General features: G+C 55.2%; 17 protein-coding genes and 1 tRNA gene. 8 read left to right on the top strand and 10 right to left on the bottom strand.

The genetic code is table 11. The features are described 5' to 3' along the window. Window positions 1-4 precede the first annotated feature (4 nt). Window positions 5-910: a GTPase Era gene (era, locus tag HS105_04020; GenBank protein ID MBE7515766.1), complete on the top strand. Its 906-nt coding sequence runs from the start codon at window positions 5-7 to the stop codon at window positions 908-910. A 35-nt stretch (window positions 911-945) separates the two neighbouring features. After that, entirely contained in the window at window positions 946-1,821 is an 876-nt protein-coding gene (locus HS105_04025; GenBank protein ID MBE7515767.1) for a 50S ribosomal protein L11 methyltransferase, read from the top strand. Here HS105_04025 and HS105_04030 read toward each other — a convergent pair. From HS105_04030 to HS105_04065, 8 genes are all read right to left on the bottom strand, one after another. Further along, a complete protein-coding gene (locus tag HS105_04030) occupies window positions 1,802-3,799 on the bottom strand; it encodes a hypothetical protein (GenBank protein MBE7515768.1) in 1,998 nt (665 codons plus the stop codon). The genes HS105_04025 and HS105_04030 overlap by 20 nt on opposite strands. Continuing rightward, window positions 3,796-4,254, bottom strand: a complete 459-nt coding sequence (locus HS105_04035) for a ribonuclease HI (protein MBE7515769.1) — start codon at window positions 4,252-4,254, stop codon at window positions 3,796-3,798. The genes HS105_04030 and HS105_04035 overlap by 4 nt, the downstream gene beginning before the upstream one ends. Window positions 4,255-4,261: 7 nt before the next feature. Further along, on the bottom strand, window positions 4,262-6,499 hold the full coding sequence (locus tag HS105_04040) for an SMC family ATPase (protein ID MBE7515770.1): 2,238 nt from the start codon (window positions 6,497-6,499) through the stop codon (window positions 4,262-4,264). A gap of 63 nt (window positions 6,500-6,562) precedes the next feature. Continuing rightward, a complete protein-coding gene (locus HS105_04045) occupies window positions 6,563-7,612 on the bottom strand; it encodes a DUF4097 family beta strand repeat protein (protein MBE7515771.1) in 1,050 nt (349 codons plus the stop codon). Then, a complete protein-coding gene (locus HS105_04050; GenBank protein MBE7515772.1) occupies window positions 7,596-8,459 on the bottom strand; it encodes a hypothetical protein in 864 nt (287 codons plus the stop codon). The genes HS105_04045 and HS105_04050 overlap by 17 nt, the downstream gene beginning before the upstream one ends. Next, entirely contained in the window at window positions 8,456-9,058 is a 603-nt protein-coding gene (locus tag HS105_04055) for a sigma-70 family RNA polymerase sigma factor (protein ID MBE7515773.1), read from the bottom strand. Before HS105_04055 ends, HS105_04050 begins: the two co-directional genes overlap by 4 nt. A 44-nt stretch (window positions 9,059-9,102) precedes the next feature. After that, complete coding sequence (locus HS105_04060) at window positions 9,103-10,464, bottom strand: DUF58 domain-containing protein (GenBank protein ID MBE7515774.1); 1,362 nt, start codon at window positions 10,462-10,464, stop codon at window positions 9,103-9,105. A gap of 6 nt (window positions 10,465-10,470) precedes the next feature. After that, window positions 10,471-11,394 (bottom strand): MoxR family ATPase, encoded by a 924-nt coding sequence (locus HS105_04065; GenBank protein ID MBE7515775.1) that lies wholly within the window; start codon window positions 11,392-11,394, stop codon window positions 10,471-10,473. 211 nt (window positions 11,395-11,605) lie between these two features. Between HS105_04065 and HS105_04070 the strand changes: the two genes are divergently transcribed. Continuing rightward, a complete protein-coding gene (locus HS105_04070; GenBank protein MBE7515776.1) occupies window positions 11,606-12,085 on the top strand; it encodes a prepilin-type N-terminal cleavage/methylation domain-containing protein in 480 nt (159 codons plus the stop codon). 14 nt (window positions 12,086-12,099) lie between these two features. Beyond that, window positions 12,100-12,174: transfer RNA gene (locus HS105_04075), tRNA-Val, on the top strand. Window positions 12,175-12,274: 100 nt separating this feature from the next. On the opposite strand, the gene HS105_04080 is transcribed toward HS105_04075, so the two are convergent. Next, window positions 12,275-13,051, bottom strand: coding sequence for a methyltransferase domain-containing protein (locus tag HS105_04080; protein ID MBE7515777.1), 777 nt, complete (start codon window positions 13,049-13,051; stop codon window positions 12,275-12,277). A gap of 113 nt (window positions 13,052-13,164) precedes the next feature. Continuing rightward, entirely contained in the window at window positions 13,165-13,377 is a 213-nt protein-coding gene (locus HS105_04085; protein MBE7515778.1) for a hypothetical protein, read from the bottom strand. A 248-nt stretch (window positions 13,378-13,625) separates the two neighbouring features. Between HS105_04085 and HS105_04090 the strand changes: the two genes are divergently transcribed. The 4 genes from HS105_04090 (at window position 13,626) to HS105_04105 (ending at window position 18,291) form a co-directional block, all read left to right on the top strand. Next, entirely contained in the window at window positions 13,626-14,381 is a 756-nt protein-coding gene (locus HS105_04090; GenBank protein MBE7515779.1) for a hypothetical protein, read from the top strand. Further along, entirely contained in the window at window positions 14,374-15,855 is a 1,482-nt protein-coding gene (aroE, locus tag HS105_04095) for a shikimate dehydrogenase (protein MBE7515780.1), read from the top strand. Before HS105_04090 ends, aroE begins: the two co-directional genes overlap by 8 nt. A 39-nt stretch (window positions 15,856-15,894) precedes the next feature. Then, on the top strand, window positions 15,895-16,914 hold the full coding sequence (locus tag HS105_04100; protein ID MBE7515781.1) for a ThiF family adenylyltransferase: 1,020 nt from the start codon (window positions 15,895-15,897) through the stop codon (window positions 16,912-16,914). A gap of 63 nt (window positions 16,915-16,977) precedes the next feature. Continuing rightward, window positions 16,978-18,291 carry an NAD(P)/FAD-dependent oxidoreductase gene (locus HS105_04105; GenBank protein ID MBE7515782.1) on the top strand — a complete coding sequence of 438 codons (1,314 nt, stop codon included), beginning with the start codon at window positions 16,978-16,980 and terminating at the stop codon, window positions 18,289-18,291. Window positions 18,292-18,313: the final 22 nt, after the last annotated feature.

Raw genomic sequence — 18,313 nt, forward strand, 5'->3', positions numbered from 1 at the left:
AATAATGGCGGAACAAAAGTATCGAAGCGGCTATGTCGCACTCATCGGCAGACCGAATGCGGGCAAATCCACCTTGCTTAATCAGCTTGTCGGCGAAAAGATCGCAGCCGTATCGAATAAGCCGCAGACCACGCGGCAACGCATTCTCGGCATTGTGAATACGCCCTCGGCGCAAGCCGTTTTTGTCGATACGCCGGGCGTTCATAAGCCCGGTTTCCAACTCAATAAGCGGATGATGACGGCTGTTCACGACGCGATACTCTCGGTCGATCTGCTCGTTCTGATGCGTGATGCGAGTGTTTCAACTGGCAACGGCGACCGCTTCGTTCTCGAACTCGTCAAGCAGGCCGCAAAGCCGACGATCTTGGCCCTGAATAAGATAGACAAACTTGCGGACAAGGGCCGTTTGCTGCCCTTGATAGCATCGTATTCGGACGAGTTCGACTTTGCCGAGGTGATGCCGCTGTCGGCCCGCGCCGACGTTGATGCAAAAGAGCTGCTCAGCCTGATCATCAAGCATTTGCCCGAAGGTGAACCGCTATTTTCGGCGGACGAACTGACCGACCAGCCGATGCGTGTCATCGCTGCGGAAATGGTGCGTGAAAAGATCCTGCTCACCACCGGCGATGAGATACCTTATGTAACCGCTGTTATCACTGAGCTTTATGATGAGACAGATCCTGCGCTGACGCGTATTTACTGTGCGATCTATGTTGAACGGCCCTCGCAAAAGAAGATCATCATCGGCAAGCAGGGAACCCGCCTGCGTGATATCGGCACTCACGCGCGGCATGAAATTGAGCAATTGATCGGCCGACAGGTCTTTCTGAAACTGTTCGTAAAGGTGGTCGATGATTGGCGCAATAACGAGCGCGTGTTGGACGAACTCGGGCTTCAAAAGAAGAAATAGGCCGTTCGGATCGGGCTGGCCGTCACGCAGGAAATATGGCTGAGTGGTATTCGATCGAAGTGGTCTGCGATCCGACGGCGGCGAACGCCGTCGAACATGCACTGGGTGAATTCGGTGCAGCCGGGATCTCGACGGACGAGCTGGCAAAGCGTGAGACCGCAGACATTTCGGTCGTCGGGTATTTTTCGGAGTCGCCGGCGACGGATGAGTTCCGCTATTTTCTACAATGCGTTCTTGAAGCCTTCGATATCGAGCGGGATGCCGTAACCTCAATAGCTGTCGGCAAGGTCGAGCAGGCTGATTGGCTTGCCGAGTGGAAGAAGTATTGGAAACCGGCCATCGTCGGGTGTTTTGTTATCGCACCTCCGTGGGAAGAGATCGATGAACCCGGCAAGATCGTCATTCGCATTGAGCCGAAAATGGCTTTCGGCACGGGTACGCATGAGACGACACAGCTTTGCCTTGCTGCTATCGATCAATATTATTCTGAGGGCGAATCTTTTCTTGATGTAGGAACTGGTACGGGGATATTGTCGATCGCTGCCGCAAAAATGCAGAAAGACGGCACAGAGCCGGCAGTGATCCGCGGATGTGATACCGACGAAGAGTCCGTGCAGTTGGCCCGGGAGAATGCGGAACTCAATGGCGTTTCATGGATCGATCTCGTCGAAGGTACGATCGACGGCTCGACCGCGGAGTACGACTTCGTTTGCGCCAATGTAACGCTCGATGCGATAACACCGCTGTTGCCCGATCTGCTTCGCGTTTCAAAGAACAAGCTGATCCTTTCCGGAATTCTTTGCGAACAGGAAGCAGCTGTCAGAGAAGCTCTTTGGCAGCATAGGATATCCGACCCCAAGATAAAGCGTGCCGGCGAATGGATCGCCGTTATCATTGATCGGGCCGCTTAGGCTCGACCGCAGGCGGTATGTCGCCGTCATCGGCAACAACGACGATCGGCTGCCGCGGTTTCGGCCGTGAGCGTGTGCCGCGTGTAAGCTGCGGCGGCGATTTCGGCCTGTCAAAGAGCTTCGGCGAAAGCGGTTCGCTTCGCCGCAATATCAAGCCGCCCTTGCCCCCAAGCCAGATCCGCGAACCGCCGCGAAAAGCGACAGTTTGAAGCAATTTGCCGGTGCCTGTCGGCTGGATTTCCCACTTGCCGTTCGAGCCGCTCTTGACGAGCATCGTACCGAGGTCGCCTACCGCGACGGCACTGTCACGTCCCGTCGCCCGTACTGCAAAGAGATTATTTCGAACCGGTGACTCCTGATCCTTCCATGTTCTTCCGCCGTCCTCGGTTTTCAAAATAATGCCGCTTGAGCCTACGATAAAACCATTCTGTTCGTCCGCAAAGCTGATCGCGTTCAGGTTTTCCGTAACATTAAGCGGTAATTTTTTCCACGTCCGGCCGGCATCGGAGCTTGCGAGCACCGTTCCGCGGTCGCCGATCGCAAAGCCCGTGTGCTCGTTAACAAAGCTGACGCCTTCGAGCCAATACTGTGTGCCCGAAGCTGCCGGTTCCCAATATGCGCCGCCCGTGGTGCTTCGCAAAATAACGCCGCCCGCACCGACGGCGATACCGTCTTGTTCATTCAGGAAAAAGACGCCAAAAAGGTCGGCCGTACTGTTCGACGCACATTTGCCCCAACTGGCGCCGCCGTTTATCGTGCGGAGAATAGTGCCTTTGTCACCGACCGCCCAGCCTTTCAAACCGTCGTAGAATGCGAGTGCGTTCAGGTTCTCCTGCGTGTCCGTAAAGACAGCCGTCCAGTCGCGGCCGCCATTGTTCGTGAGCCACGATCGGCCGTTCGAGCCGACGCCGACTCCAATATCGTCGTCAAGCATTTCGATGTCATTGACATCCTCGCGGCCGCCTTCGCTGAGGCGGCGCCAGGAAAAGCTGCCATCGTCCGTCCGCAGGATGAGTCCATTCTCGCCCACGGCCCAGCCTGTAATGCCGTCAGCGAGTCTCAGCCCAAACAGTTTCGGGTCGGTGCGGACGCTGATAGGCAGCCATGTAGAACCGCCGTCGGCCGTGATCCAGACCGCTCCCGAAGCATCGCTCATGGCTCCTTTTTTCGCGTTGATGAAGTCGAGCGACAGCAGGTCCACAGTGCTGAAGATTTCTGTCGTTGCCCAATTCTGTCCGCCGTCGCTGCTTCTTGTTACGCATCCGAATTTACCGACTGCGATGATCGTTGCTTCCGTCAAATAGCGGACATCGGACATTGGCACGCCGGAACAGAGCGTGTCGGTTCGCCAAGACTCGCCGCCGTCGTCCGAACGAACGATCGCACCATGAAGGCCGACCGCCGCAATGTGCTTTTCATCGAATGCGGCAACCCTTTGCAGCTGCTCGACGCCGTTCTTTCTGATAACAGACCATTTTGCTCCCCCGTCTGTCGTTCTCAGGATGGTTCCGTACGTTCCGACGACCCATCCGGTCTTTCCGCTCGGGTCAAAGGTAATTCCGTAAAGGTGATCGCGGGTGTCGATCTCGACCTGCTGCCATCTCTTTCCGCCATTATCGGTTTTAAGCACTGTGCCGCGTACGCCTACGATGAACGCGGTGTCCTTGTCCACGCACCAAATTCCGGACAATACGGTGTCGATATCGGCATACTGTCGCCGCCAATGAAAGCCGCTGTCAGTTGTATGAAGTATCGTGGTATCGGCACCGACAGCAAAACCGTTGAGCTTGTCAGGGGCAAAATGGATGCTGTAAAGAGTGTTGCCCTGGGGCAACGGGTTCTGCCAGACCCAGCCGTGTGCGGACCGTTGCGAAAATGCGGCCGTCGATGCGATAAGAACAAATATGAACGTGTACAGGCAAAAAAGGGCCGTTCGGCCCCTGATCCGTCGAAGTGCGTGGGCGTTCTGAAACGTCATAGTTCGGTTACACCGAGCGAGGTTACGGCCTCGGACAGCAAGTATGGGTCATTTCGGCCCAGCTCCGCCAGTTTGCGGGCAGTTTTGTCGGCGATCTCCTGTATCTCGTGACCGGCATGGCCTTTTACCCAGATCCATTCGATGCTGTGCCGCCGCGCCGCACCATCGATCCTTTGCCACCAAGTGTGATTTGTCTTTCGCTTCCAAGTGCCGCCCATCGTTTCGACCACATAACGCGAATCGGACATAAGCCGTACGCGGCACGGCTCTTTGAGCTGTTCGAGGCCCAGCGCGGCAGCGGCTATCTCCGCCTGTTGATTCGTGGCATTCCCCAGATACTCGCCGAATGCTTTCCAGACGCCTTTGAAGCCGATTATCGCGACGGCTGCGGCACGCGGGTTATCGCGCCCGTTGCCGAGGCTTGATCCGTCGCAGACAATGGTTACTTCTTTCATCCTCGTCCTAGTCTCCCACCGATATTACGTTATCAACGTAACTGTCGAACGTTTCATCATGCGAAATGATGAACAATTGGTCAAAATGCGAAATGCGGCCTATCTCGACCGCAAGATTTTCGCGGCGTTCGGCATCAAGATTGGTCGTCGGCTCGTCAAAGAACGCGATACGGATATCGGTTACCTGTTTCAGGAGAGCCAGCCGAACGGCGAGAGCCGCGGCCATTTGCTCGCCGCCGGAAAGACTTGCGAACGGCCTTTCAAATCTGTCCTCTTCGATCGAGATCGCGTAATCTTCGCCCCATTTTAGCGTTCGCTCGGCATTGCCGGTGATCTCGCGAAAGATCAGGTTTGCTTCGAGCGAAACGTGATAAACATAGTTGCGGGCGATACGCGGTGCGGCCTCCTTGAGCGTGTCGCGAATAAAGGCCGTGGCTTCCGCAACGGTATCGAGCCGAGCCTTTTCGCGAAGTCCGGCCTCAAGGCCAATGCGCACTTTTTCAAAATGTGCGAGCTCCGCCTCGATCTGATCCTTGCGTTTTCCGATAGCGGCGAGCGTTGCGGCGAGTTCGGCGAGATGCTTCTCGGCCACCGTGAGCAACTGCCGCTGTGCGCGATGCATGGCGGGATCGTATCCTTCCCGAATGTCGATCTCCGATACATGCTGCAACCCTGCAAGGAGCACAGCGCGTTGCGACTCGACCTCCGAGAGGGAATTGCCGATACGCCGGAGCGCGGCGTGAACGTCGCCCTCGGCCGCGGTTTCGTGTTCAAGAAAGCGAACGCGGCTTTTCGGGTCGCCCAATCGGTCGAGAGATGCTTGGGCATCCGCCAACTTTGCTTCAAACGCGGGGAGTTCGGCGATCTGCCGCGAAAGTTCTTCGCTTTCACGGCGCAGTGCAGTACCGTCCTCGGTCAATTCGGCCTCGCGTTTTCGGAGAGTGTCGAGCATTGCTGCATACCGCTGAGACTCGCGTGCGGCAGCCAGAGCTTCCACAACCTCTTTTCGCTCTTTCTCAAGATCGTCGATCTTTCCGCGAAGTTCTTCGAACTGGCTCGAAATGAACATCTCAAGTGTTTCGCCGGGTTTCAAATTAAGGCATTTTTGCGACAGTATTGGGCAAAGGCCGTCGCGGATCTCCTTCTGAAAACGCTCATCACGGTCAAGTTCGGCACCGGCCGCCGCGATGCCGGCAACGATATCGGCGCTGCGCTTTTCGAGTATGGCGACATCGGCCGCACCGCGTGCCCGGACCTCGGCATCGCCGATATCTGCCTGATTCTGCTTGAAATTCTCGCGCAGGCGTGCGAGGCGTTTTGCTGCCGTTTCGAACTGGTCTTTCAATCCGCGGCCAAGCGTTACCTTTGACCTGAAAGCCGCCGCTTCTTCTTCGAGGCGAGTTTGCTCAATGGTCTTCGGCATTAGCATTTTGATCTCAGCCTTCGCCGAGGCTATCCGTTCGAGGCGTTCGGTGTTCTGCTTCTGTTCGGCAGCAATGTGGGCTTTTTGCACTTCGATCTTTTCAAGATCGTCGAGTGTCGAAACGATCTTGTGCAGGCGTTCCGCTTCTTTTTCGGCCAGTGTAAGTTCGGTTGACAGGCGTTCGAATTCCGTAGCGATAGCGGCGTGTTCCTTTGCCACATCTTCGGCCCGCTTCAGTTCACCCTCGCATCTGGCGATATCCTCACGCACTGCCATCAACTGAGTATCGACAAAACGTACCGTATCCCGCAGTTTTTCGGCGGCTTGCCGGTACTCCTCGACCTTCAAAAGCCTGTCAAAAGCCGATTTACGCTCTGTCGCTCCATCCAGAAAGATCGCGGTGAAGGTTCCTTGAGGCACTCCGATAGCCTGTCGGAACAGCGACCGCAGATCGGTGCCTGGTTCCAGGCCGAGATGCTGCCAAAGGAACCGCAGTACCTCCTCCTTTTTGTCCGCAATTCGGAGGCCAAGCCGCGGATCGGTAACGTAATATCCGGTTCCGGTATCACGATGGACGGAATATTCGCGTTCATCGACGCCGCTTATGAACGCAACATTGACCGAGCCTTTCTTTTCACCGCGTTTAATGAAATCGTCTTTCTTATATTCGAGCAGGTCGAATAGAACCCACGCTATTGCCTCGATGATCGTGGTCTTTCCGGCACCGTTGCTGCCCGTAATAGCGGTCGTTCCGGGCTGGAAGTCGTACGCCGCCGAGGCATAGGACTTGATATTCTGAAGTTCGACGCGGGTTATCTGCATTGCGGCTTAATGAGAGTTTAGAATAACGCCGCGAGTAACAAAAGAAGAGAGGATGCGGTTGTGTTACAACTTATGTATCACGATGCTGCCGTTGGTCGAAGAAAGCCGGAAGGTTGTGCTGCCGCCGCTGCCGAGAACGCCTTTTATCATTTTGACCGGCCCGTTGGGGGTGCCTGTAAGATCGTCCGTCTCGGTCTTGAATGGCAGATCTGACCTGAAGTCGCCCCGTCCGTGAGACACGACCACGGAACTTGAGGTGTCTGCGGGTAAATTGAGCCGAACTTGGCCGATCGTGGTGAAGAAGTTGTACGCGGCATCCCGCACAGCACCGCCAGTGTATCGTATCGAACCTGAGATCGAATTGGCATCGACCTGCTTGTAAAGGACGTCCTGCATCGTGATGGTGCCGCTGCTTGTGTTCGCTTTTAGCGCATCGCCGCTGGCACTCGGCCCGACATCGAAGAGCAGAATGCTGCCCGTGGTGCTGTTCACCTTAATCGGGCCGCGTGCGGTCTCCACATTGATGTCGCCGCGTCCGGTCGATGCCGAAATGCCGTTAGCGATATTGCGAAAAGTGATGTCGCCGCCGATCGAGTCAAAAGCGGCCTTTCGTACCGAATCGATAACAGCACTCAGGTCACGCCCTTTTACGCTTACGCTTGCATTGCGCGGCAGATCGATCTCGATAGAATCTCCCCAAATGCATCCGGGCGAACCAAAGCCTGAGAACTTTTCATCTGCCGAATTCAGCGTTATCCAGAGCGGCTTTTCGGTAGCAGTATTTGATTCCTTGACCGAGAACGAAAAAGCCGATCCGTCGCGCACGAGGACCCGAAGTTCATTTTGATCGGAGCCGTTCACGAGCAAACGGCCGCTGACGGCGCACAGCGAAAGATTTAGCTTAGGGTCAACCTCGATACGCCTTTCGGTAGTATCACCGTCAAATTCGCGGTCCGAAGCATTGTGCCGCACGTCATAAGGAACGCGGCCGTGCGGATTTTTCGGTTTCGTCCGAGGCGTGTCTTGCGCAGGCACAATACCCGCGGACGCAAGCAGCACCGCGAAGGCGAATTTCGGCAAACGCCGCCATTGTTTGCTATCGAATACTCGCAACCAATTCCTCCGTCTGCGAAAGCGAATTCAGCAGGTCGATCTTGTTCTTATACGATGTGAAAAGCATCTGGCGTGCCGCATCGTCCTTAGGGTCCTTACGTACCGCAGTGCGCATCTTTTCGATCGTGTCATCGACGACGGCCATGTCACGTTCGTACGCGACCCTCTCGGCCGGCTGTAATACAAGGTCTTTTGTAGAACCTACACTCTTTTGAAGTGCGGCGATAGTTTCCAGATAGCTGCCTTCGCCGGCCAACGCACCGCTAGATCGAGTATTCGCCGCAGGTACGGAACGCGCAGCGGAATAAGAAGCACGGACAACAACAAGCCGCCGCTGATCCGGCCTGCTTTCCGTCGAAATGACCGCCGGAGCGGCGTTATTGTCGATCGGCTTTACCGGAGTTTCAACAGCCGGTTCGTTCGCCGGTGCCGTGATCTGTAGAGTTCCTGCAACATCCCGGTTGTTTGCAACGCGCGAGGTTCCGGTGAACAGAAGCGAGAGCGTAACAGCCGCGGTCAGCAGCAGAACACAAGCGGCTGCTATGCCCGGGCTTGCGACCAATGACAAGATCAGGGAGCGAAAGCCGCCGAGCAACGAGCGTTCCCTGCGGTCGTGAGCAATTTCGGCGTTGATCCGTGACCACAGACGCTGCGTCGGTACAAGTGTATCCATCTCGCGTTCAAGGGCAGGGAATACTACCGCTGCCTCGCTTTCGGCACCGGCCAGCATCGCCGCGCAGTTTCCGCAAACAGCGAAGTGCGAATTGACGCTCTCATGTTCTGCCGCCGAAAGTTCCGCGTCCAAGAAAGCCTGTATCGTACCGATGTCCGGACAGTCCTTATTCATCTCTTCTCCACCTTGCCCGCTTGGCCGTATATCTTTGCGAATTCACTTCGTGCACGCGCGATAAAAGTACCGATGCTTGTCTCATTCAGGTCGAGGCTCGCAGCGATCTCTTTGTACGAAAGGCCTTGTTGTTTGAGCATAAGGCAACTCCGCAGAGGCTCCTTTATTTGGGCAAGTGCCCGGAAAACATCTTCAATGCCCGCCTTTTCCTCATAATCGGCCTCAACCGAGCCGGATTCAAGCGCACCTGACGTTTTGACGTAGTTATCTTCACGAGTGTTCGCTCTTATTTGCCCGCGAACAGTATTCTTTGCCAGGTTGATCGCGACGCGAATAAGCCACGGTCGGAGCATCTGTTCGTTGGTGATCGAGCTCAGGTTCTTGTGCAGTTTCAGGAAGGTTTCCTGAGTAACATCCTCGGCGAGGCCCGATTCGCGGACGATACTGCGCGCGGCTCGATAGACCGTCCGATGGTGCAGTAAAAAGGCCTCCTCGAAGTCTATTTCTATCTTTGCCGACGTCGTCGCTGCTGTATTGGACATTATGTCCACAAGGATCTCGCTGCTCTGGTTCATTCCCGCATTCAATGATGCACTCACTATCTAAAACACCGCCGAGTGCTCGAATGTGACAAGAGCAATATCTAGAATTTCACTATCATTAACCGAGCGTTGCCTTCAATGATCGGGTCGCGTTCATGCCGCGAAGTTATCAAAAGCACATCGGTGACGCCCGGTGTAACTTCGATACGCTCGATCGCAGTGTTAAGTTCATACTTGTTGGCCGCCGATCCTATTACCGCGAGGCGGCGAAGGGCGTTTTTCCAACCAATTGCCGGCGTAGCAGTTCCTTCTTGGCCCGCTGTCAGCAGCTGTATCTCATCGGCGGTGTGCCGTAATTCTGAGATCAAAGAAGCGGTCAGCTCAACCCCTTTTTCGAAGCGGTCGGCGTCGCTGTCCTGGACAAAAGTGTCGAAGATGATCAGGAAGCAGCTCTCGGTCTCCGCCGCATGATCGCGAACCGTAAGCCGCGATGTGCGTGCGGTCGCTTTCCAGTCGATATTTCGCGGGTCGTCGAACGGTAAATATTCCCGAAGGCCGAGCAACTCATTGCCGGAGCCGCGGGTTCTTGAACTTCGTTCGCCGTCAATGCGGTGAAGAGTAGCGGCCGGAGATTCGACGTCAACGATCGCCGGAAGCACAAAAAGCTCCTTTCCATCAGCGGCGAGCCTTCGACGATGTCGAAAGAATCCGAACGGAAATTGTGTCGTTACCTCAAAATCCCGTATGACGAAGCGGCCGCGGTGATCAAAGATCGTTTTGATGCGGGATTCGGCAGTGCATTTCGCCCGCACGAACTCAGCATAGCCGACGGTTCGGCGGACGATCGGCGGCTTGTCCACTCGCTTTAGGATGAATTTCGGCAGAAGCTCCCGCAGTTCGGGCGACAATGTTGAGTTCTCGCGGTCGGTGCCGCGGATATCGACCACGACCGAAAAGGCAGGCAGAAGGAGTTTATTATTCGTTACATCAACCTCGATCGGGGCAGCTTCGCGGGCATATATCGGGTCGGGAAAGCGAAACCTGACCGAAAGGCGCCGTACAGACAAATTTCCCGCTAAAAAACCGACCGCAACCGCAGCCAATAGGAACGAAAGGATCAGAAAGAGCAGGTTATTGCCCGTATTCCATGCCGAGAAACCGACAACAAGGATCAAAACGATCATCACGGCTCCGCCCGTCGTGAACTCGAACGGCAGATCCATCTGTGACGCTTCGCGGCGAGCATTGCGCACCATCGGAGGAACCACAAAGACGACGATCAGAAGCACGAGGACAAGTGAAATACCTGCGGAGATACCCGCTAAACGCAGGTCGCCGATACTGTGTGCATAAAGTGTCAGCGCGGCAAGGCCGAGGCCGCCGAAAACGATCAACGTTCCGATAGCGGCGCTGCGCAGCTCTCTCGGACTTATTTGGCGGACAAGGCGTAGCAGGCGGCTCATCGCTCTTTAGACGGGGACCGGCACTGAGTCGAGGATCTCGTTAAGAGCATCAGATGCCGAGCTGCCGCTGCGGCTGCCGACAACTATGCGGTGTGAAAAGCATGGTATGACCGAACGTTTGATGTCGTCGGCGATGCAATATGAACGGCCCTCGACCAACGCGAGAGCTTGTGCAACGCGGAAGAGTGCCAGCGAAGCACGCGGACTTGCCCCAAGCCGGATGCGCTCAGGCGAGCGCGTTTCCGCGACGATCTTCAACAGATAGTCAAGCAAAATGTCATCAACGCGAACTTCGGCTGCCAAGGCCTGAAGTTCGAGCACATCCTCACGGTGGATAACGGGCCGGACCGTCTCGATCGGGTCGCTCAATTCGCGATCTCGCAGAAGGGTTTTCTCATCATCGGCGTGCGGATAGCCGATATTCAGCCGCAGCATAAACCGGTCGAGCTGCGACTCCGGCAGCGGATACGTACCGTGATGCTCCGAAGGATTTTGCGTCGCTATAACAATGAACGGAGCCGGGAGCGGACGTGTAATGCCGTCCGCGGTGACCTGTTCCTCAGCCATTGCCTCCAGAAGTGCCGACTGCGCCTTTGGGGTTGCGCGGTTGATCTCATCGGCAAGAACGACGTTCGCGAAGATCGGCCCGGCGTTCCATTCAAATTCGCCCGTCTTCTGATTAAAGACCGAAAGGCCTGTAACATCTGACGGCAACAGGTCGGAAGTGAACTGAATACGTTTGAACGTAAGGCCAAGAGCCTTTGCCAAGGCATTAGCGAGCGTCGTCTTACCAATGCCCGGGACATCCTCGATAAGAAGATGGCCGCGGGCAAGCAATGCGACCATCGCAAGCTTAACCGCTTCGTGCTTGCCGCGGATCACACTTTCGACAGACTCTTGCAGCGCCGCGATCTTTTCGGCGGTATTCATTCCGCCGACAACCTCGACCTTTGCTGTATCGCTCTCACTCGCGAACCAATCGCGCATACCTGAATATAGTAACTGATTAGAGGCCGGAACCGCATCAAAAAATTGTGCGGCGATCAAGCGCAATTGAATTTGCGCCCAAAAGAACGTAAGATTTTGGAACAAAGAACGCGGTCGGCCGTGTTAGATTCGAGATGGGGCGAACGCGAGAATTATGAGATCATTTGGGCGAAAGTTTCGTGGGCAACAGGGGTTTAACCTTATCGAGTTAATGATCGTCATAGCGATCATCGGGCTTTTGATCGCCGTCGGCGGTTGGGGTTGGTCGTCAATGATGCGTTCGGGCAATGAGACCGCAGCCGCTCAGACGCTCGACAAGATACGCGTCCTGCAGGCACAATACGGTTCGAAGAACCGCGGAAAATTCGGCACATTCGATGAGCTTATCCAGATGGTCGGTATGGACGAGGCGTTCAAGGGCGAGCGGCCCGTAGTGAACGGCTACATTTACACAATGACGGTCGAACAGCAGACGCAAAGCAAGCCTGCGTTCTATTCGGTAAACGCCGACCCGCAGGTGTCGCAGGGTGTTTCCGCAACGGGAAATATTCATTTTTATACCGATTCGTCGATCGGCACGATCCGGCGTACGGATGAGGATCGGCCTGCGAAGGCGGACGATCCGTCGCTCTAAACGGAGCAGTTTCCGCCGTCTTAGCTCAGCGGTAGAGCACTCGCTTCACACGCGATAGGTCAGAAGTTCAAATCTTCTAGACGGCACCATTTTCAAGAACGGCTTGTGAGCTGGAATTTGCCCGCAAGCCGTTCTTTTTATTGTCGAATTTCCGCCGAGGAGAACATCTGTTATCCGCGCTGCTCGCTCCTAGGCCTTCTGTGCGACGATCGCGACAGAGTTTATCTTTGAATCGTACTTGCGGAACACCTTACGCATTGCCATGATGCGCTTTCTTGCTTTTGGATGCGTGAGGACATTGAACGCGATCTTCAATGATCTGAAAAAGCCCTCGTCATCAATAACGCGTTTCGGTTCGAGCAAATGCATCGGGTTCGAGATGATCTTTACTACTTTAAACCCTTCGTTTTCGAGCAGTGCCTTCCATTCATTCTCGGTAAGCGGCCGCGCGTTGACCTTGATGACTTGAGCCAATTCTCTTTGTATCTCGCTTTTCGTGTCATCGTCGATGTTGTTCGGAACCAGTCCCAGCTCGTGTATGCCGTACAGCCCGCCTTTCTTTAGGATCCGATGTGCTTCGCGGATGATCTCGGACTTGCGATGGTCCGCATGCATGGTCAGCATGGCTTCGCCATAGACCTTGTCCTTTGAGTCTTCGGGCAGCCCCGTCTCGGCAGCGTTCCCGAGGACGAACTCGCGATTCGGTTTGTCGAGCTTTTCTTTCAAACGCTCGATCACATCCTGATCCGCATCGACGCCGACATAGGTGTGCGGATGGTGCTCGAGGGCAAGTCCCGCCGTAAAACCCATGCCCGGTGCGAATTCGACAATGTCATCCTTCGGGGTGATATCCAGCGAGTTTATTAGTGCGGTCGTCAGCTCTTTGCCGCCCGGCCGCAGCACCCTTTTGCCCATGCGGGCCAGTATCCAATGTCCTTGTTTTATTTCATCGCTTTTCTTGAACATAACAACCTCAAGATCAGTTTACACCTTTCGGCCAGGTGATCTCCAAGCGCGCCGCGATCGGCGCCGTCGGTTGAAAAGGGTTCAATGCTGATATTCAGGGCAGCGGCGACGGATCAGGTGAGGTCGCTTTCTTTCCAGATTACGATGCTGTAACCGGGTTTCTTAGGCGGCGTTGGCTGAGGTGTCGGTGTAGGCTTTTTGCCGGGATCGACAACAGGCGGATTCTTCGGCGGCCTGTCAGGGCCTTGGCTTTGAGCCGAGGCAACTATCGAAAGTCCTGTCAGAATGATCGCAAAAAGAATGAATTGTCTAAAAACTCTCATCATTTCTTCACTTTCCTCCGTTTTAACGACGCCTTAGGGGAAAGAGGAAAGCGCGTCCGCCGTTTTCGTAGCAAACGGGGTGCCACGTTCGCTTTTGGCTATTTATATGCAAAAAACCTATGTTATTCGGCGATCTTTACGCACTCACGGCATTTGAAACCGACAATTTCGGCTATCAAGATCGAATTTTATACGAAAACGTGGAATTCTCAAGACTCAATTCCCAATGCAAAATGGCATAATCTACAATTATGAGCTCCGGGTTCCATAAATTACTTGCTTTTCTGTCCCTGTTGGCCACCATCGGCCTGATCGTAGTCGGCACACTTGCCATGCGGGGTTTTGTGAATGACGCCTCGACAGTTGAGGTGCTTTCGCAGCATCCTTCGATCCTGACACCGGCGGCCTTTACCTTTTCAATGTGGACGAGCGTCTTTGGCGTACTCCTGATCTTTGGTATCTATCAGGTGCTTCCGTCCAAGGCCGAGGATGCGGCGGCGGTGCGTCCGGGATATTTTCTTGCATGCATCGCTAACATCGCATGGTTCGTATGTTGGAGTTTTTCACAGATGGCTCCCGCCTTTGTGTTCATCTGCTTGACGGGCCTCGCCTTGTTCTTGGTTCATAGAAAGCTCGACCGAACCGGCACATTCATCAACGCACTTTTTGTAAAAGGCCCGCTTGGCCTGTATTTCGGATGGGTAACGGCAATGTTCCTGATCAACGCCGCGATCGTGCTTCAGTCCCTGCTTGGCGAGATGTCTGTCGCTGCGTGGAGCACGATCGGCTGTTTGATGCTCGTAATGGCGATAGCTGCTGTTTTTGCGGTGCGTGTCAGATGGCGCAATTTCATTTATCCGATCGGCCTTGCGTGGGCAGCGATGGGGATCGGGATCGGACAGACGGGCAAGATCGCGGTCATAATGGCGTCCGCATTGACCATCGCAGCATGCTTGTTGATTGCTGCAAGCATCGTTGTTGACCTGAAGGGCTTTGGCGATGAGTAGCGGGCTTATTTGCCTTTCGATCGCTTGTCCTACCGCAGAAGCGGCGCTTAGTGCGGCTCTCGGCCGAAATGCCGATCTCGTAGAGATACGTTTTGATGCGATGAGTGCCGCAGAGCGTGATGCATTATGTGAACGTCTGTCCACTCATCCGGAGCTTAAGGTCATTGCGACCTTTCGTCCGCAGGAGCAAGGCGGCCATCAGAACCTCTCGATCGAAGAAAGACTTCGATTTTGGCGGCGATCCGGCCCGCAGTTCGCAATGTGCGACATCGAAGAAGATATTTTTGATACCGTCAGTGTTCTGCCGCATCGGATCTTGTCGCATCATGAATTCAACCGGATTCCGGCCGGAGTTGAACACACTTTTCGGCGCTTAGCAGCCAAAGATCCGGATATGGTCAAGCTCGCGGTAAAGGCCGACGACGCGGTGGATGCCGTTGCCGTGTGGCGACTGCTCGGCACCGATACAAAAGCGGTCGTGATCGCTATGGGTGATGGCGGAAAGTGGACGCGCATTCTCGGCCCTGCTTACGGTGCAGAATGGACGTATGCCGCGTCGGGAAACGGCACTGCGACGGCTGAGGGACAGGTTACCATCGACGATCTGACAGATGTCTATCGCGTGAAGGAACTCAGCCGCGATACAACGATCCTCGGCATCATCGGCGACCCTGTATCGCGTTCTTACTCACCTTATATCCATAACCCTGCGCTGCATTCAAAGGGCATTGACGCGGTTTTTATTCCGTTTCTGGTTAAGGGTGCGGGCGAGTTTTTGAAGGAGATGGTTCGTCCCGAAACGAGCAAGTCCGGTCTTCGCTTTGGCGGGCTTTCAGTAACGATGCCGCACAAACAAGCCATCATCCCGTTCCTTGACGGCCTTGAGCCCGAAGCCAAGACGATCGGCGCGGTAAATACCGTCGAGGTTCGCAACGGAAGGCTGATCGGCCACAATACGGACGCTTATGGTTTTATCACACCGTTGAAACAGAAGCTCGGCGGCTTGTCAGGAATGCGTGCGGCGGTTTTTGGCTGCGGCGGCGCGGCGCGTGCCGTTGTCTATGCCCTTCGCCGCGAAGGCGTTGAGGTCAAGGTCTTTGCCCGCGATCCGGAAAAGGCCGCTGCGTTGGCAGCGGAATTCACAAGTTCGTACGGAGATATCGAGGAGGGCCGCCGTTCTGCTCGTGAATACGATGTTGTGGTAAATGCGACGCCGATCGGAATGCATAACAACACGGCCGCGGGATTGCTTTCGGCGGATGATATTCGGGGCATCAAACTTGCGTTCGATCTTGTAACAAAACCGACGGACACGCCGCTGATCGCTGAGGCGAAGAAGGCGGATGTTGCACACATTGGCGGAGCCGAGATGCTTTTGGCTCAGGGCGTAAAGCAGTTCGAGATATGGACGGGCATAGATGCCCCGGCCGATGTGATGGAAGCCGGGCTCAAGGATCGAATGGCATTGTTATGAAGCTGACGAGCGGATAATGTCAGCAAGTGTCGGAAAATGATGAACGAACGATATGGTCGGCAAATGCTATTTAGGGCGATCGGGGCCGAAGGGCAGGAAAGGCTTTCGCAGGCACGCGTGCTGTTGATCGGGTGCGGAGCACTCGGCGCCTCACACGCGGAGTCGCTTGCAAGAGCCGGTGTGGGCACGCTTCGCATCGTTGATCGCGATTTTGTCGAATTGACCAACCTCCAGCGGCAAGTGCTTTTTGATGAGTGCGATGCGGCGGATCGTGTGCCGAAGGCAGTAGCCGCCAAAGAAAGGATCGCGAGGATCAACAGCAGCGTCAGCGTCGAGGCAATAGTTGCCGATATAAATAATTCCAATATCGGATCATTGCTCGATGAAGTTGACGTTGTCATCGACGGCAGTGATAACTTTCAGGTGCGCTACCTCGTCAATGATGCCTGCGTAAAGTATGACGTACCGTGGATCTACGGAGCGGCCGTCTCGTCGTACGGTACGACGATGACGATACGTCCGCATAAGACGCCTTGTTTGCGATGCGTGTTCCCGGAGATGCCCGACGCAGGAACATCGCCGACCTGCGATACGGCGGGCGTTTTAATGCCGATCGTTACGACGATCTCGGCTATAGAAACAACAGAGGCGATCAAACTGCTTATCGGCGATCTTGACGCACTGCACGGTTCGCTGATGCAGATCGATATTTGGGCTAACGAGCGGCACAATATCCGGCTGGGCCTGCCGGATGCGGACTGCAAATGCTGCTGCGGCGGCATATATGAATTTCTCGATGCCGGGGAAGGCGAGTTCGCCGATGTACTTTGCGGGCGAAACGCAGTGCAACTCGCTCCAAGAGCGGCTGCGGGTTTTGATCTCGAGGCTCTTGCCGAGCGGCTTCAGTTCTCAACGGCTGTTACGTTGAACGGCTATTTGCTTCGCTTTACAAGCGGCGGCAACGAGATCACCGTCTTTCGCGATGGCAGGGCTATTGTCTCGGGAACTGACGACATCACGGCGGCACGTACGCTCTACGACCGATTCATTGGTACATAGCCGCTAAAAGTGCGACAATGCAATTGTGAGGTTTACGTATCGTCGTTACGTAAGGAACGATAGATGGGACGCAGACCAAAAGTTGTGATCGTCGGCGGAGGCTTTGGCGGGCTGTGGGCAGCCAAAACGCTCACGAATAAGCCTGTTGATGTTACGCTGATCGATCGAAAGAATCACCACGTTTTCCAACCCCTTCTGTATCAAGTTGCGACCGCGGTGTTGTCTCCCGGTGAGATTGCCCAGCCGATAAGGCGTATCCTTGCAAAAGCACGAAATATCGAGGTGATACTCGGCGAAGCAGTGGATGTTGACGCCGCTGCAAAAACAGTCGTCCTTGCCGATGATACCCGCGTCACGTATGACCGTCTGATCGTCGCGGCCGGTGCGCGGCATGCGTATTTCGGCCACGACGAATGGGAGGAATTCGCTCCGGGCCTCAAAACGATCGAGGATGCGGTAGAGATCCGCCGAAGAGTGCTTCTTGCTTTCGAACTTGCTGAGCGTGATGCGTATCTGACAGGCCGTCAGCGGCAATTGAACTTCATCATCGTCGGCGGCGGCCCGACCGGCGTCGAACTTGCCGGGGCGATCGCCGATATCGCACGGCAGGCACTTGCGAAGGACTTCAGAGCGATCGACACACGCACGGCACACGTTACGCTTTTTGAAGGATCGGGCCATGTACTCGGCACCTTCGGCAAGGAACTTGCGGCCAGTGCCAAGCGTCAGCTCGAACAGATCGGTGTCGAGGTAAAGCTGAACAGCTTTGTTACGGAGATAGAGCCGGGCCGCGTTAAGGTCGGCGAGGATTGGATCGACTACGATGTCGTGCTTTGGGCTACAGGCGTTGCCGCGTCGCCGCTTGGGCGGATGCTCGGTGTTGAGACAGATAAGGCCGGCCGCGTTCACGTCAAGCCTGACCTTTCGCTCAAGGGTCATCCTGATATTTTTGTTATAGGCGATATGGCGGCACTGCTTCAAGCGAACGGCGAGCCTGTTCCGGGCGTTTCGCCTGCTGCAATGCAGATGGGAAGATCGGCTGCTCGGAACATCCTGGCGGAGGCAAAAGGAAAACCTCGAAAGGATTTTGAATATTGGGACAAGGGAACCATGGCCACGATCGGCCGCAGCAAGGCGATCGCCAAAGCTTTCGGCATGAAGTTCAAGGGGTTCATCGCGTGGCTGATGTGGCTTTTCCTCCATGTTTTCTTTCTCATCGGATTTCGCAATCGTCTGTCGGTGATGTTCGCGTGGTTCTGGGCATATTTGACCCGTGAGCGGAGCGCTCGCCTCATCACCGGTGATGCAGAGGAACTTTCGGAAGGCCCCGGAAAGACTCGAAAAGATGCTGTCAAGACTGCCCGGACGTCCGCGTAGGATGTCATATACGCTAAGACAT

The sequence above is a fragment of the Chloracidobacterium sp. genome (assembly GCA_015075585.1).
Lineage (GTDB): Bacteria > Acidobacteriota > Blastocatellia > Pyrinomonadales > Pyrinomonadaceae > OLB17.